This is a genomic window from Kitasatospora sp. NPDC059803, from assembly GCF_042732255.1.
Taxonomy (GTDB): Bacteria; Actinomycetota; Actinomycetes; order Streptomycetales; family Streptomycetaceae; genus Kitasatospora.
In genome coordinates, this window is sequence record NZ_JBHWIJ010000216.1 from 1 (window position 1) to 14,838 (window position 14,838).

Below are 14,838 nucleotides of genomic sequence, written 5' to 3' on the forward strand. Positions count from 1 at the left end.
GGCCTGCACCTCATGGTGCAGGCCGCCGCCCGGTGTGCGCAGTGTTGGCTGGCCGCGGTCCTCAAGGCCCGCCACCGGCCCCGGTTCGCGTCCGGGTGAGCTGGTCGGTGAGCGGTTACCAGCTTCCCTTGATGAGCGGTTACCAGCTTCCCTTGAGGGGGATCCAGCCGGGGTTGCCGAACTTCGTCGTCACGGCGGCGGTGCTGTTGTCGTTGCTGAGGTAGAACGTCGCGGTGGCCGGGTCGTAGCCGCCGACGCTGTCCTTGCCGGAGCCGTTCCAGTCGCCGACGAGGGGCTTCCAGCCGGGGTTGCCGAACTTCGCGGTCACGGCGGTGGTGCTGTTGTCGTTGCTGAGGTAGAAGGTCTGGGTGTTCGGGTCGTAGGCGCCGATGCTGGTGACGCCGTCGCCGTTCCAGTCGCCGACCAGCGGGGTCCAACCGGGGTTGCCGAACTTCGCCGAGCCCGCAACGGTGCTGTTGTCGTTGCTCTCGTAGAAGGTGGCGGTGGCCGGGTCGTACGCGCCGATGCTGTCCTTGCCGTCCTTGTTCCAGTCGCCGACCAGCGGGATCCAACCCGGGTTGCCGAACGTCGTGGTCACGGCGACCGTGCTGTTGTCGTTGCTGAGGTAGAACGTCGCGGTGGCCGGGTCGTACGCGCCGACGCTGCTGACACCGTCACCGTTCCAGTCACCGACCAGCGGGATCCAACCGGGGTTGCCGAACTTCGCCGAGCCCGCAACGGTGCTGTTGTCGTTGCTCTCGTAGAAGGTGGCGGTGGCCGGGTCGTACGCGCCGATCCGGTCCGAGTACGGCTTGGCGTGGTCGGTGCTCAGGCCCGCGTTGCAGTTGGGCCAGGCGCCGGGGCCCTGGCCGGCGAGGATCTTCTCCCCTACGAGGATCTGCTGCTTCTTGGTGGCGAGATCGGGCCGGGAAGCGTAGGCCAGGCCGCCGTAGGCCTTCCAGGTGGGCAGCGCGATCTGCAGGCCGCCGTAGTTGCCGTTGTTGGTGTTGATGCTCCAGTTCCCGGTGCTCTCGCACTGGGCGACCCTGTCCCAGGTGCCCACCGAGGCGGCTTGGGCCGGTGCCTGGGAGGCGACGGACAGGACGGCCGCCCCCAGGGCGACAGCGGCGAGCGAGCGGGTGCGACGGGTGTAACCGGTGTGACGGGTGGTCGACTTGTTCTCGGGCATGCTCAGCTGACTTCCTTTCGTGTCGGTTGGGGGCGGACTACCAGCGGCCGGCGATCGGGACGTCGCCGGGGCTGCCGTAGACGAAGCTGGCGGCGGTGGTGCTGTTGTCGTTGCTGAGGTAGAAGGTCTGGGTGCTCGGGTCGTACGCGCCGATGCTGGTGACGCCGTCGTTGTTCCAGTCACCGACCAGCGGGGTCCAGCCCGCGTTGCCGAACTTCACCGAGCCCGCGACCGTGCTGTTGTCGTTGCTCTCGTAGAAGGTCTGGGTCGTCGGGTCGTACGCGCCGATGCTGTCCTTGCCGTCCTTGTTCCAGTCGCCGACCAGCGGGATCCAACCCGGGTTGCCGAACTTCGCGGTCCCGGCGGCGGTGCTGTTGTCGTTGCTGAGGTAGAACGTGGCAGTGGCGGGGTCGTACGCGCCGACGCTGGTGACACCGTCACCGTTCCAGTCACCGACCAACGGGATCCAACCCGGGTTGCCGAACTTCGCGGTCCCGGCGGCGGTGCTGTTGTCGTTGCTGAGGTAGAACGTCGCGGTGGCCGGGTCGTACGCGCCGACGCTGGCGACGCCGTCACCGTTCCAGTCACCGACCAACGGGGTCCAGCCCGCGTTGCCGAACTTCGCCGAGCCCAGCGTGGAACCCGTGTTGTCGCCTTCGTAGAAGGTCTGGGTGGACGGGTGGTACACGCCGGCCTTCGTGGCCCGGGTCTGGACGTCATCGACGATGTTCTTGTAGCGCAGGGCCTTGTACTCGCCGTTGGGGTGCGAGTCGAGGGTGCCGTTGATGGAGGCGCCGGTGACGTGCTTCACCGGGGTGGAGCCGAAGGAGTAGTACGAGAAGGTCGTGTGGGCGGCGTCGTCCCACTTCTCGAAGAGCAGGACGTGGTTGTAGTAGCTGTTGAGGACGTCGCCGGCCTTGAGCTCGCTGCGCTGGATCCCGTAGGTGTAGGAGTCCTCGATGGCCCGGGTGTCGGGGCCGGTGCCGGCGCCCAGGTGCCAGGCCATGGAGACGTAACCCGAGCAGTCCGTACGGTAGTTGCGGCCGCTGGAGTCCGGGTACGAGCCGCCCTGGTTGTAGGGGATCGACTTGCCCAGCCAGTACTGCGCCCGCTGGATGACCTCACTGCGGGTGATCTTGCCGTCGATCGAGGACGAGGCGGCGGTGACGGCACTGGTCGCCGCGTGGGCCGCCGTGGTGGTGACGGCGGTCGCAACTATCGCACCGGAAGCGGCGAGGGAGGCCGCGAGGGCGACGTGGGCGAGCCTGGACAGCGTGGACGAAGGCATGGCGGAGCTCCTCTTGCGCGTTGCGCGTTGCGGGTTGCGCGGTGCGGGTTACTGGTTGCGAGTTCGAGACGGCATCGGATGCCGGGCAGCGTCGTGCGGGTTCAGCGGCGGCGCGGGTTCAGCGGCCGGGGGGCGCCGGTGGCTGGTAGCGCCGGCGCATCAGGGGTGAGGCCTGGTGGCCTCGGGCGATCAGGACGTGGGCCCGGCTCAGGGTGTCCTCCGCGACGGCGGGGTCACGGCTGGCGAGGTAGACGAGCAGGTCGACGCGGTCGGCCTCGCTTCGGACGGTGATGTGCTGGAGGCCGTCGTCGGGGCGGGCGTGGGCCCACAGGACGGCGCGGACCTCGGCCGCCTCACCTGCCTTGTCCGCCTCAGTCACCTCGGCCGCCTCAGCCGCCTCGCCGGCTGGAACCGGCCCGGTGCTCTGCCTGCGGTGCAGGGCGGCGTAGATGACGTCCATCCGCGGGTCAGCCGCCCCAGCCGAAGCTGGCGTTGACGGCGGTGTCCTGGGTGCTCACCGACAGGACGGCGGGGGCGGCGAGCAGCGCGCCCAGCGAGATGGCGATGGCCGCGGCGGCCTTGGCGATACGGGTCTGGATCACGATCGGTTGTCCTCAACTGTTGCTGGCACGAAGGGATTTCTCCGATCGGTGCGTCCCGCGGTCGACGCGCCGTCCGGCTGCCGTCCGGGCTGACTTTCTGGCTGACTCCCTGGCGGCGATCACTAGCTTTGCCGGTCGGGGGGCGGCTCGGAAGGCCTTGCGGGTGTCGCCAATCGGCCTGTCCGACTCCGGACAGACTGTCGCGGGCATGACAAGAACTGGACGGCGCGGCCTGCCGTCGAGGCCGGATATCCGACCTTGAGGGCGGTGTCATCCCATGAAAGGATCATGAAGCTTCGTGTGCTGTCACAGCCACGAAAGCTCACGGATCATCACACAAGGGGGACACCATGTTGCAGGCGCTTGGACTATCGGCCCGCGCCGAGCAGGTCTACCAAGCCCTGCTCGACCACCCCTCCGCCGACGTCGAAGCGATAGCCGGGCGCTGCGCGACCACCGCCACCCAGGTCCACGACTGCCTCGACGAACTCGGCGCCCTCATGCTCGTACGCGCCTCCGCCGACCACCCCGGCCGGATGCGCGCCGTCGACCCGGCCGTCGGCCTCGCCGAGATGCTCGCCCGCCAGGAAGCCGACCTCGCCGCCCGCCAGGCCGCCCTCGCCGCGTCCCGCGCCGCCGTCACCCGCATGGTCGCCGAACGCGCCGAACACCACGCCGCCCACGGCGAACGCCTGCTGGGCATGGACGCCGTCCACCACCGCCTGGAACAGATGAGCCGCACCACCACCACGGAAGCCCTCAGCAGCCAGCCCGGAAACCAGCGGCCCGAAGACCTCGACTCCTCCCGCCCCGGAGACGCCGGCGCCCTCGCCCGCGGCATCACCATCCGCACCCTCTACCAGGACTCCACCCGCCACCAGCCGCACGTCACCGGGTACGCCCACTGGCTGCTCAGCCAGGGCGGCGAAGTCCGCACCGCCCCCACCATCCCCCAGCGCATCGTCATCGCCGACCGCCGCGAGGCCCTCGTCCCCATCGACCCCGAGGACCACCGCAAGGGCGCACTGCACGTCACCGAACCCGGCATCCTCACCGCCCTGCTCGACCTCTACGAACAGGCCTGGAACACCGCCGTCCCGCTCGGCGCCACCGCCCCCGGCGACCCCACCACCGGACTCACCGCCACCGAACGCGAACTGCTGCGCCTGCTCGGCACCGGCCTCACCGACGACACCGCCGGCCAGCGCCTGGGCATCTCCTCCCGCACCGTCGGCCGCCACATGGCCTCCATCATGGAGCGGCTCAACGCCAGCAGCCGCTTCGAGGCCGGCATCAAGGCCGCCCAGAACGGCTGGCTCTGACCGGCTGGCTCCGACCGGCCCGAAGTGCGCCGTGTCAACCCGCAGCTCCCCGATGGATTGTCACAGTCCGGTCCTCGCGATGTCCTGGTGATTGTGACGCCACGCGTGCCACCGAAATGCACTGACCAACCGTCATGGTGGGTGTCCAGCAAGCCAGCACACATCGCCATCGGGGAGCCACCATGTCCGTCCGCCGCCGTCGCCCGCTGCTCGTCACCGCCGTCCTCGCCGTCGGGGCCGGACTCGTCCTGACCGCCTGCGGGCCCGACAACGCCGACCCGGCCGCCGGCCCGAAGGCCTCCCCCACCACCGCGGCCGTCGCACCCGCCCCCACCGGCGCGGCCCCCACCGGCGCTGCTCCCGCAGCGGGGTCACCGACCGCACCGGCCACGGGCGCGGCGTCGCACGCCCCCACGACCGCACCGCACACGCCGTCCGGCACCAGCCCCTCCACCAGCGCCCGGCCCGGCGGCGGCAACGCCCCCGCCCCCGCCGACGCCACCCCGTGCGACATCGGCAACCTCTCCATCCACGTCACCGCACGCCCCGGAGCACCCAGCCAGCGCGTCATCGAAGTCCACAACACCGGCACCACCGCCTGCAGCCTCAGCTCCTCCCCCGGCGTCAACCTCGGCAACTCCACCGCCCGCGACCAGAGCAACAACATCCGGCCCGTACTCGCCAGCGGCACCCTGCGCTTCCCCGTCCCCGCAGGCCAGAACGCCTACGTCGTCATCGACCTCAACCCCGGCGGCGCCACCACCGGCACCACCCCCGACATCAACGAGATCAACGTCCTCGCCGACCAGGACGACACCAACATGCCCCTCGCCGCCACCCACAACTTCCCACTCACCCCCGACACCCGCGTCCTCAACCCCCACATGGGCAACTACCGCGCCACCATCGCCGACGCCGTCACCTCCATGGCAGCCGCCGGCAAGTAGCCCCGGCACCACCACCATGGAGGGTGCCCGTCGGTCACGGGCCCGGTCGGTGTTCCGGTGCGACGGTGATCAGCGGGTGGAAGTGGGCGAGTTCGGCGGGCTCGTCGACCACCAAATGGCCCCGCCGGAACGGTCAAGCGTCTCGATGCACCACATCGCACCGCGCGACCCAGCGGATCGACCCCAGCGAATCGGGCAGGCAGGCCCGGGCCAGCGGACAGGCAACCCGGCACCCGTCCCGTCAGGGGCGGAGGGCAGGGAGGGGAATGCGCCCACGTCAGGCCCCGTACCGGTCGGCGAGTGCGCGGGCGGTCGCGGCCAGCCGGGCGCGCAGCTCCGGTGGTTCGAGGACCTCCACGTCGGTGCCCAGTCTCAGGAACTCGTCGTGGGCGTGGCCGAGGGACTCGATGGGCACGGACGCCCTGGTCCAGCCGTCCGCCTCGGCCACCCCCGAATCCGCGACCGCCCGGTCGAACGCGCGGCCGAGCTGCTCGCGGCCCCGGGCGACACCGCTCGGCGACAGTCGCACCGTCGCCTCCGCGGTGTGCAGTCGGGCATGGAAGTCGGCGAGCCCGTCCCGCCAGTGTGCAGCCAGGTCGAAGCTCGCGGGTATCTCGAACTCCTCTTCCAGCTCTCGCAGTTCGAGGATCTGGTCGACCCGGTACGTGCGCGGGGTGGCACCGCCCGCGGCAGCGACCAGATACCAGCGGCCGGCCTTGAGGACCAGTCCGTACGGCTCCAGTCGCCGTTCCACCTCGGTGGGCGCCTTCCACCGCCGGTAGCGGACCCACACCCTGCGCCGGTCCCAGAGCGCGGCCGCGACGGCCGCCAGGTGCGGCGTCTCGTCCACGTCCCCGTACCAGCCGGGCGCATCGAGGTGGAAGCGCTCCTGGATCAGCCCGGCCCGCTCGCGGAGCTCCGCCGGCAGGGCGGCCCGCAGCTTGAGCTGGGCGGCCGCCAGTACCTCGCCCAGGCCCAACTCGGCCGCCGGGCCGGGCAGCCCGGCCAGGAACAGGGCCTGCGACTCATCGGCGGTCAGGCCCGTCAGCCGGGTACGGTACCCGTCGAGCAGCTGGTAGCCGCCGCCGTGACCGGCCTCGCCGAACAGCGGGATCCCGGCGGCGCCGAGCGCTTCGAGGTCCCGGTAGACCGTGCGGACCGACACCTCCAGCTCGTCGGCGAGCTGCTGGGCCGTCATCCTTCCCCGGTTCTGGAGGAGCAGGAGCAGTGAGATCAGTCGGCTGGCGCGCACGGCTGTCAGTATCCACTGACAGGAGGTGTCAGTGGACCGGTTCTAGCCTGCGGCCATGATCGATTCCGACTTCCTCCACGGTTCCCGGGGCATGGCCGTCCGCAGACTCACCGGGGTTCCGGCCGACGGTGACAGCCGGGGGCAGGAGTTCTCCGTGAACGGCGGACACAGCCGGGTGCTCGACCGGGTCACGGAGCTCAGCCGTGTCCAGTTGCAGGACGCCTCGTGAGCATCGTCGAACTGCGCCAGTACACCCTGCACCCAGGTGCCCGCGACACTCTGATCACCCTCTTCGAGCGGGAGTTCGTGACCGGACAGCAGGCGGTGGGCATCACCGTCGGCGGCCGGTTCCGGGACCTGGACGACCCGGACCGCTTCGTCTGGCTGCGCAGCTTCCCGGACATGGCGTCGCGGGCACGGGCACTGCACGCCTTCTACTACGGGCCGGTCTGGCAGGAGCACCGGGACGCCGCCAACGCGACGATGGTGGACTCGGACGACGTCCTGCTGCTGCGCGGCCCGGGCTTCACCACCCCGGCCGACGCCGGACCGGTCGTCGCGACCATCTGCCACCCCCTGGACCCCGCCGCCTTCGCCGACCACTTCGAGCGGCACCTGCGCCCCGAACTGGCCGCCCGGACCCCGCCGTTGGCGGTTCACCGCACCGAACACGCGGAGAACGACTTCCCCGCCCTGCCCGTACGGGCCGGCGAGGACGTCCTCGTGTGGTTCACCACCGGCGACACCGCCCCCCTGCCGGACCTCTCGACACACCTGCACTCCGCCCCGCAGCAACTGCACCTCTCGCCCGTGCCGCAACACTCCCGCTGAAGCCTGTCGCAGAGGGCCGTGGGTGGGCAGGCCGACATCCGGCCGACCTGCTGCTCCACCCGCCGGGAACGGGGTTGTGCGAGGTGGCGACGGCCTGCACCACGCTGGTGCGGGCCGTCGCTCCCCGCTCCCAGACCGTTGGCCGGCGGGAATGGAGCAGTCCGGCTGGAGCACTACGAAGCGGCCGGTGGTTCCACCCGGGCGTGTGTCTCCGGCGGCACCGGGAAGCGCCTCAACAACTCGTCCATCCAGGCGGCCGGATGGGTGGCCGTCGCCGCACCACCGGGGAGGGCCCGCGCTTGGCGGATGCCCTCGATCAGCGCCTCGACGGCGGCCCGGGTGGTGTACCGGTCGGCGACCCACTGACGGCCCGCCCGCCGCACCTCGTCCTGGCCGGGCAGGTCGAGCAGCTCAAGGGCCTTGTCCGCCAACCGATCCGTTTCGAGCTCCGGGATCCGCCACGCGGACGGCGAGTCGAACAGTTCCGCTCCGCCGCCGGCGGCGTAACCGGCCACCAGGCAGCCGCTGGCCATCGCCTCGGCCAACGGCAATCCGAAGCCCTCGCCCTCGGGCGCCCCCAACGCGATGAACACCGACGTGTCGGACAGGACGCGAGCGACCTCCTCGTGGGGGACCGCGTGGATGTCGTACAGGTCGACGCCCTCGGACCGCGGGTCGGCGTGCAGCAGACGGCGGAGCAGCGTGGTCTCGATCGGGCGCTTGCGGGACATCCACGCGATGCGCCGAACCCGCTCGGTCGATGCCGGCCGGAACAACTCGGTGTCAATGACGTTCGGCACCAGGTGCGGTTCGAACTCGGGCAGGGCGCGGCGGAACATGTCGACGCCCGCCTTCGAGATCGTCCACAGAGCCGGCCGGTCCGACCAGCCCGGATACGGGCCCGGGTCGGGGCAGGTCAGGAAGTTGACGTAGTGCCCCTGCGAGTAGATGACCTTGTGGCCGCCGGGCGCCGGGTCGTGCCCCGGGACGACGCTGACCTCGTGCACCACGAGCACGTCCTCAGGCCCGAGGTCCAAGGTCATGCCGGACAGCGTCGGCACATCGTCGTCGAACCACGTGTAGCGGAATCCCGGCGTGGGCGTCCAACGGAACGCCTCGACGCCGACGGCCCGCAGCAGCGCGACCTGCTGGTTCAGCACTTGAATGCCGCCCAGCGGGAACTGGAACTCGAACGACGCGTAGATGACTCGGCCGGTCACCGTACCTCCCGGAGAAACAACGATCGGTGGGACCAGAGCATGGGGGTTACGGGCGTGGGTGGTTGGGCCAGGGAGGCGGCGTCACCCTCCCGGGGCCGTGGAGCAACGTCCATGCACAGCGGCTGGGCCTGGCCCGTACTCATACGCCCAGGGTGGCAGCAATGCCCCCGCGTGTCACCGGCCCGAATCGGCCGACGGCCGCCACTCTCGCCTGATCAACCCGAACACCCACGAGTCGGATACCTCGCCGTTCACGACGCAGTCTTCTCGCAACGTCCCTTCACGCACGAATCCGACCTTCTCCAGGACCCGGGCAGATGCCACGTTGCGCGTATCGGTCTCGGCCTGAACCCGATTCAGGTCCAGTGCGTCGAATGCCCACTGCAGCACGGCGGTTGCGGTCTCCGTCGCGAAGCCGTGGCCCCACATCGCTTCGTCGAGGCAGTAGCCCAACGACGCGCTGCGGTAGTCCGGATTCCATCCGGTCAGACCGCACCAGCCGACGAAGGCCCCGTCGGAAGCACGGTCGATGGCCACCCGCGCCCCGGTGCCTTCGTCCGCCATCTTCCGGCACATCGCGATGAAGCGCTCGGCGCGGGCCTGTTCGGTCCACGGCGGGGAGTCCCAGTAGCGCATCACACGGGTGCTGCTGTGCAGCGCGAAGAGGGAGTCCGCGTCGGCGTCGGTGAAGGGGCGCAGTCGCAGGCGAGCCGTGTGCAGAACGGGGGTGGCCAAAGTCATGCGCACCATCCTGTGTCCTCTTGGGCCGGCAGAACACCGAATATCCCTCAGGGGGTACTGACGGCCGACAAGCCGAACAGGAGGGCCAGGGCGAGCTGGAGGGTTGCGGATGCCGGGCGCCGCCGCCAGAGGCACAGGCCGCCGGTGACCAGTGTCGCCGTGAACGCGACGACCAACCGAGGGACAGCAGTACGTCCGCCGCATTGACGCCCGCCGAGGGCCGGGCAGAGCCCATGCCCAAGCGCGGCCTGAAGGACGGCGGCGAACAGGATGACATCCAGCGCCAGCAGACACGCCACCACGATCGGCGTGCCGTTCGAGCGATCCGACCGACCAGGCCGTCGAAGCCTCATGAATCCCCCCAGGAAGTGCGCCGCCGCGATGACCTCGTTGGCGTGACACCGAAGACCGTACAAGCCTCCGGTGACTCGACGCGATCGGCCGGCACCACCCTGCGTCGGCTCAACCACCCTACTGGCGCCGCGACTTCTGCCGAGCCGACCGCATGAGGGCCGGTCCGGCCGGGGTGCGGGTCAGGTGGTGCGGGCTCGGAGGTGGGCCCGCTCGCCCTGGTGCCCGAAGAGGACGAGGAGTTCGACGGTCCGGTCGCCGTCGGGTCCGAGCCAGTGCGGTACGTGGGTGTCGAACTCGGCGGCCTCGCCCGCTCTGAGGACCAGGCTCTGGTCGCCCAGCAGCAGGCGCAGCCTCCCCGCGAGTACGTAGACCCACTCGAAGCCCTCATGGATCTTCAGTTCCGGCTCGATGCCGGGCGCGGGTGGGATGAGGAGCTTGTGGGCCTGGACGCCGCCGGGGTGGCTGAGCGGCACGTAGGTCATCCCGTCCCGGACCACCGGGCGCAGGTGGATGCGCGGGTCCCCGGTGCGGGGCGCGCCCACGAGGTCGTCGAGGGGCACGGCGTGGACCTCGGCGAGCGGCAGCAGCAGTTCCAGGGTGGGCTTGCGGGTGCCGCCCTCCAGGCGGGAGAGGGTGCTCTCGTTGATCCCGGTCCGCTCGGCGAGTTCCGCCAGCGTCATTCCGCGCCGGCGGCGCAGCTCGCGCAGGCGGGGGCCGACCGCGTCCAGGACGTCCTTCTTCGCGTTCGCTATGCCACCAGGTTGCCGAAACGGCATGGAGCGTTGCTCGGGCCCGGGGCGGTACCGGGGGGGCGCAACAGACAGGGGGAAGGGAGACGGCGGAGGCCCTGCCACCGGGGGCCGTACGCCGTGCAGCGACCGCGGATAATGGCCGTGGCCGCGGGCCGGCGGCGCCGGCGGCCTCGATCGATGGAGAGGCAGAGGACGGATGACCCTGAAGGAAGGCCGGCGCGTCAGGTTGGCCGAGGATCTCGGGATCGGTGAGGCGGTCACCGGGGAGCCCGGGGCCGTCGTCGGGTTCCTCTCGCTGGGATCCGGGATGGAGGGCACCGTCGAGCGGGTGGACGGAGAACTCCCGGAGAGCCATGAGGTCCGCGAGTACCAGCGGCTCAAAGCGCTGTTCGAGGACTACGGGCACACCATGCCGGTGGCGAGCCGCGAGCGCCTAGAGGCGGAGATCGCCGCGCTGGAGCCGCAGTGGACCGCGCACCGGGAACGGGGGAACCGGGTGACGGTCCGGGTCCGGCTGGACAACGGCTTCGTCCTCGACGGGGCGGACCAGGACATCCTCACTCCACTGTGAGGGAGGACGTCCCGCAGCGGCGACAGTCCCGGCACTCGACTCCCGGGCCTTCGGCGGGACGGGCGGCCGCCCGGGTGCTCGTACACCAAGCCAACTGACAAACGATGGACGGGCGTTGCGAACGGCGCGGTGAACGGCGCGGGCCGCGCCGTCCATCGTTTGTCTGTCGGCGCGGCGCATCGTTCATCACGGCGCGGGACACAGCCCGCGCCACCCACCGAAGGCACACGGAATCGAGGGAACCATGCGTACCTCCGCACGCTTCGCGGCGTTGGCTGCGGTAAGCGCCATCGGGCTCGGCACCATCGCCACCGGCACCGCCCAGGCCGCCCCGGTCACCGCCCAGGCCACCGTCCAGGCGGCCCGGAGCACCACGGTCCACCTGCACAACGGAACCGGCTGCTCGCTCTACCGGACCAGCTACGCTCTGGCCCACGGCATCTGGACGCAGGGCCAGGAGCCGCCGCAGATCCTGGGGAACACCGGCGACGCCACCTTCCAGTCGGAGAGCAACGGGTTCCTGACCGGCACCGAGGGCTGGGCGACGTTCAGCACCTACGGCTGCGAGGAAGGCTGGCGCAACAACAACACCGTCCAGCTGCACTGGGCCAACCCCTACGCCGGTTCCAACAGCTACGACGAGAACGGCACCAGCAGCGTCTTCCGCACCACCCGTGAGAGCGGCTCCGGCGACAACGCCGACGTCTACTGGGGCGTGTGGAAGAACTGATCCCGGCCATCGGGCACCGCCAGGGTCGGGCAAGCGCCGCCAGATAGTCCAGGATCTGTCCGGCCACCGCCCCCCGGCGCCTGCGTCGGGTGATGCGGCGCCTGTACCGCCGCACCGCTCGCCGCACGCCACCGCATGAAAAGCATGAAAAGCACGAAAAAACGGTGCCCCGCCGGGGGGGGGGGGGGGGGGCGCCCCCCCCCCCCCCCCCCGCCAGCCAGCACCGCCGGGAAGCGGAGGAACCCGGGAACACCTCCAGCACGTGCTCACCGCAGTTGCCGCAGCAACCGCCGAGCGCCCCACCAGCCCCCTCCGGCCCGGTAATTCGATGGCGCGATGCGCGCCGAACCCCGACCCTGGTCACCGTGCCAGAACCCAAGCATCGGATCCGCGCCCTCCACACGGCCACCACGGTGACCGTGTACCAGGCGTACGCTCCGGAGATCGGCCTGCCCGCCGCACAGGACGGCCACTTCCCGGTTGCCTGGAAGAGGGACCGAATGACGTGGATCAAACCGTCGTTCCTGTGGATGATGTACCGCTGCGGCTGGGCGGGCAAAGAGGGCCAGGAGACCGTCCTCGCGATCGAGATCACCCGTGCGGGCTTCGAATGGGCCCTGGCAAACGCCTGCCTGGCCCACTACGAACACGGGCTGCACCCTGACCGCGCCACCTGGAAGCGCCAGCTGAAGCGGGCCCCGGCCCGGGTGCAGTGGGATCCCGAACGCGATCTGCACCTTCAGCCGCTCCCCCACCGTTCGCTCCAGCTCGGCCTCGCCGGCGAGGCCGCCGAGCGCTACGCGGAGCAGTGGATCGTCTCGATCGACGACGTCACCGCACTCGCGCACACGATCCAGGCTCAGGTGAGGGACGGTGCTCTGGATGCCGCCCGGCAGCTCCTTCCCGCCGAGCGCCCCTATCCGGCGGGCGACGCGCTGCTGAACCACCTGCGCGGCTGAGCCGGTCCCGAGCGCTCGGGGCCGCGGGCTACTCGTTCCGTCGCCGTCCGCCAGGGCAGCTCGCGACGGTCCGAGGCGTGGTGCACCGTCAGGTGACACCGGGGCCGGGGTGGCGTTGCCCGTTCCGTCGTCGTCGCGACCGGCGCGCGCACGCCGGCGACCGCGCCACGGGATCTCCGGCGGCCGCCTCACCCCGCCGGGAACGCACGAGCCGCCGGTGATCAGCCGTCGGCGGCGAGGCGGTTCAGCCACTCCCCCAGCAGATGCTGCTCGGCGCTGCTGAGCTTCGTCTGTTCGGGCAGCGCGGCGCGCAGGGCGCGGGCGGCGCCGGCCGGGCCCGGCTCCTTCACGGCCGGCTGCCGGTTGGTGACGGCGGCGACCATGCACTCCCGAAGGGTGGTCAGCAGGGCCGGGTCGCGCCGGTCCTGGGGCAGGGACAGCCAGGTGAGCACGGCGCCGCGCGCCGTGGCGTGGATGATCTGGGCCGCGAGTTCCTCGTCGACGCGGAGCCAGCCGCCGGCGGCGAGGCGCCGGATGCGGCCCATCAGGATCTCCATGCCGGCCTTGAAGGCGGCGGAGGTGGTCCCGGCGGGTTCGGTGTACATCAGGGTGTACAGCGCGGGGTTGGCCAGGCCGAACTCGACCGCGACGTCCCAGCCGGCTCTCAGGTCCTCGATCGGGTCCCGGGGGTCGGGGTCGACGTGCTTGGTGGCGAGGAACGCGGCGAAGCCGTGCTCGGCCACGGCGTCGAGCAGCCCGTCCTTGTCGCCGAACAGCCGGTAGATGGCCGGCGGCTGCAGGCCCGCCGCATCGGCGACGGCGCGGGTGGTGACCGCGTCGCGGCCTCCGCGCGTCAGCAGGCCGATGGCGGCCTCGATGACCCGCTGCCTGGTCTGCTCCCGGCCCGGGGACACGGAGTCGGACCTGACGGCCGTGGCGGACTCGATGGCGGACGCGGTGCCGGTGGCGCCGTCCCGGCCGCGTGAAGGCGATGGCATGAATCAACGATACCGCACTGCTGGTTCCATCGTTATTATCGGTGATACCTTGAAAGTGTTTCCACTGGAACCACCTCGTCGCGACACGGGAGCACACCATGATCATCGTGACCGGAGCCACCGGACAGCTGGGGCGTCAGATCGTCGAGAGGCTGCTGACGCGCGTACCGGCGGCCCGCATCGGCGTCAGCGTCCGCGACCCGCAGAAGGCGCAGAACCTCGCCGACCAAGGGGTACGGGTACGCCAGGGCAGCTTCACCGACGCCGCCGGCCTCGCGCACACCTTCGAGGGCGCCTCGCAGGTGCTCGTCGTCTCCGTCGACAAGATGGGCGAGGAGTGCGTCAGGCAGCACCGCACCGCGATCGAAGCGGCCGTCACGGCGGGCGCCCGTCGCATCCTCTACACCAGCCAGATGGGGGCCGGCGCGACATCGCGCTTCCAGGCCTGCCGCGACCACGCCGCCACCGAAGAGGCCCTGCGCACCTGCGGCGTGCCGTTCACCTCGCTGCGCAACGGCTTCCACGCCACCAGCGCGGCACACTTCCTCGGCAACGCGGCACGCTCCGGCCGGCTCGCGCTCCCCGCGGACGGGCCGGTCGCCTGGACCGCGCACGCCGACCTCGCGGACGCGGCCGCCGCCATCCTGGCCGACGAGGGCCGCTTCGACGGCCCCACGCCGCCGCTCACGGGCCGACAGGCGCTCACCTTCGACGACGTCGCCGCCCTCGCCACCGAGCTCACCGGCCGCACCGTCACGCGGACCATCGCCCCCGACGACCAGTTCCGCACGCAGCTGACCGGCCAAGGCGTCCCCGCGGAAACCGCCGACCAGCTGCTCGGCATCTTCGCCGCCAGCCGCGCCGACGAGTTCGCCACCACCGACCCCACCCTGGCCGCCCTGCTCGGCCGCGAGCCCGTCACCCTGCGCACGGTGCTGCGCGAACAGCTGTCCGAAAGCTGATCCACAGCGAGCGGCCGGGTGCCGGTGCCCGGTCCTGGCCGGGGGGGGGGGGGCGCCCCCCCCCCCCCCGGGGGGGGCCCGGGGGGCCGGGCGGCGCGCCGACCACGGCGGCCCAGAGCC

At 71.3% G+C, this 14,838-nt stretch carries 17 protein-coding genes; 8 read left to right on the forward strand and 9 right to left on the reverse strand.

The annotated features are described in order from the left end of the window. Positions 1-139: 139 nt before the first annotated feature. The 4 genes from ACFV6I_RS28130 to ACFV6I_RS28145 form a co-directional block, all read right to left on the reverse strand. Positions 140-1,189, reverse strand: coding sequence for a transglycosylase family protein (locus ACFV6I_RS28130; protein ID WP_380428289.1), 1,050 nt, complete (start codon positions 1,187-1,189; stop codon positions 140-142). 37 nt (positions 1,190-1,226) lie between these two features. After that, a complete protein-coding gene (locus ACFV6I_RS28135) occupies positions 1,227-2,477 on the reverse strand; it encodes a VCBS repeat-containing protein (RefSeq protein WP_380346277.1) in 1,251 nt (416 codons plus the stop codon). Positions 2,478-2,595: 118 nt separating this feature from the next. Then, positions 2,596-2,937: a hypothetical protein gene (locus ACFV6I_RS28140; protein ID WP_380346279.1), complete on the reverse strand. Its 342-nt coding sequence runs from the start codon at positions 2,935-2,937 to the stop codon at positions 2,596-2,598. A 7-nt stretch (positions 2,938-2,944) separates the two neighbouring features. Further along, positions 2,945-3,079: a hypothetical protein gene (locus ACFV6I_RS28145; RefSeq protein WP_380346280.1), complete on the reverse strand. Its 135-nt coding sequence runs from the start codon at positions 3,077-3,079 to the stop codon at positions 2,945-2,947. 350 nt (positions 3,080-3,429) lie between these two features. Here ACFV6I_RS28145 and ACFV6I_RS28150 point away from each other — a divergent pair, with 350 nt between their 5' ends. After that, on the forward strand, positions 3,430-4,401 hold the full coding sequence (locus ACFV6I_RS28150; protein WP_380428291.1) for a LuxR C-terminal-related transcriptional regulator: 972 nt from the start codon (positions 3,430-3,432) through the stop codon (positions 4,399-4,401). Positions 4,402-4,583: 182 nt separating this feature from the next. After that, positions 4,584-5,348, forward strand: a complete 765-nt coding sequence (locus tag ACFV6I_RS28155) for a DUF4232 domain-containing protein (protein ID WP_380428293.1) — start codon at positions 4,584-4,586, stop codon at positions 5,346-5,348. Positions 5,349-5,625: 277 nt separating this feature from the next. Here ACFV6I_RS28155 and ACFV6I_RS28160 read toward each other — a convergent pair whose 3' ends face one another. Next, positions 5,626-6,600, reverse strand: coding sequence for a helix-turn-helix transcriptional regulator (locus ACFV6I_RS28160; protein ID WP_380428295.1), 975 nt, complete (start codon positions 6,598-6,600; stop codon positions 5,626-5,628). A gap of 55 nt (positions 6,601-6,655) precedes the next feature. Here ACFV6I_RS28160 and ACFV6I_RS28165 point away from each other — a divergent pair, with 55 nt between their 5' ends. Beyond that, entirely contained in the window at positions 6,656-6,829 is a 174-nt protein-coding gene (locus ACFV6I_RS28165; RefSeq protein WP_380346286.1) for a hypothetical protein, read from the forward strand. Beyond that, positions 6,826-7,431 carry an NIPSNAP family protein gene (locus ACFV6I_RS28170; RefSeq protein WP_063352616.1) on the forward strand — a complete coding sequence of 202 codons (606 nt, stop codon included), beginning with the start codon at positions 6,826-6,828 and terminating at the stop codon, positions 7,429-7,431. Before ACFV6I_RS28165 ends, ACFV6I_RS28170 begins: the two co-directional genes overlap by 4 nt. 173 nt (positions 7,432-7,604) lie before the next feature. On the opposite strand, the gene ACFV6I_RS28175 is transcribed toward ACFV6I_RS28170, so the two are convergent. The 3 genes from ACFV6I_RS28175 to ACFV6I_RS28185 form a co-directional block, all read right to left on the reverse strand. Further along, on the reverse strand, positions 7,605-8,651 hold the full coding sequence (locus tag ACFV6I_RS28175; protein ID WP_380428297.1) for a glycosyltransferase: 1,047 nt from the start codon (positions 8,649-8,651) through the stop codon (positions 7,605-7,607). Positions 8,652-8,825: 174 nt separating this feature from the next. Continuing rightward, the gene (locus tag ACFV6I_RS28180) at positions 8,826-9,392 is read right to left on the reverse strand and encodes a GNAT family N-acetyltransferase (RefSeq protein WP_380428299.1); all 567 of its coding nucleotides are present in this window, start codon (positions 9,390-9,392) and stop codon (positions 8,826-8,828) included. A gap of 533 nt (positions 9,393-9,925) precedes the next feature. After that, positions 9,926-10,522 (reverse strand): helix-turn-helix domain-containing protein, encoded by a 597-nt coding sequence (locus ACFV6I_RS28185; protein ID WP_380428301.1) that lies wholly within the window; start codon positions 10,520-10,522, stop codon positions 9,926-9,928. A 172-nt stretch (positions 10,523-10,694) separates the two neighbouring features. On the opposite strand from ACFV6I_RS28185, the gene ACFV6I_RS28190 reads away from it, so the two are divergent. The 3 genes from ACFV6I_RS28190 (at position 10,695) to ACFV6I_RS28200 (ending at position 12,758) form a co-directional block, all read left to right on the forward strand. Beyond that, entirely contained in the window at positions 10,695-11,069 is a 375-nt protein-coding gene (locus ACFV6I_RS28190; RefSeq protein ID WP_380428302.1) for a hypothetical protein, read from the forward strand. A 244-nt stretch (positions 11,070-11,313) separates the two neighbouring features. Beyond that, complete coding sequence (locus ACFV6I_RS28195; protein WP_380428304.1) at positions 11,314-11,799, forward strand: hypothetical protein; 486 nt, start codon at positions 11,314-11,316, stop codon at positions 11,797-11,799. 365 nt (positions 11,800-12,164) lie between these two features. Next, positions 12,165-12,758, forward strand: coding sequence for a DUF4291 domain-containing protein (locus ACFV6I_RS28200; RefSeq protein ID WP_380428306.1), 594 nt, complete (start codon positions 12,165-12,167; stop codon positions 12,756-12,758). Between the two features lie 221 nt (positions 12,759-12,979). Here ACFV6I_RS28200 and ACFV6I_RS28205 read toward each other — a convergent pair whose 3' ends face one another. Continuing rightward, the gene (locus ACFV6I_RS28205) at positions 12,980-13,756 is read right to left on the reverse strand and encodes a TetR/AcrR family transcriptional regulator (protein ID WP_380428308.1); all 777 of its coding nucleotides are present in this window, start codon (positions 13,754-13,756) and stop codon (positions 12,980-12,982) included. Between the two features lie 98 nt (positions 13,757-13,854). On the opposite strand from ACFV6I_RS28205, the gene ACFV6I_RS28210 reads away from it, so the two are divergent. Then, a complete protein-coding gene (locus tag ACFV6I_RS28210) occupies positions 13,855-14,718 on the forward strand; it encodes an NAD(P)H-binding protein (RefSeq protein WP_380428310.1) in 864 nt (287 codons plus the stop codon). Positions 14,719-14,838: the final 120 nt, after the last annotated feature.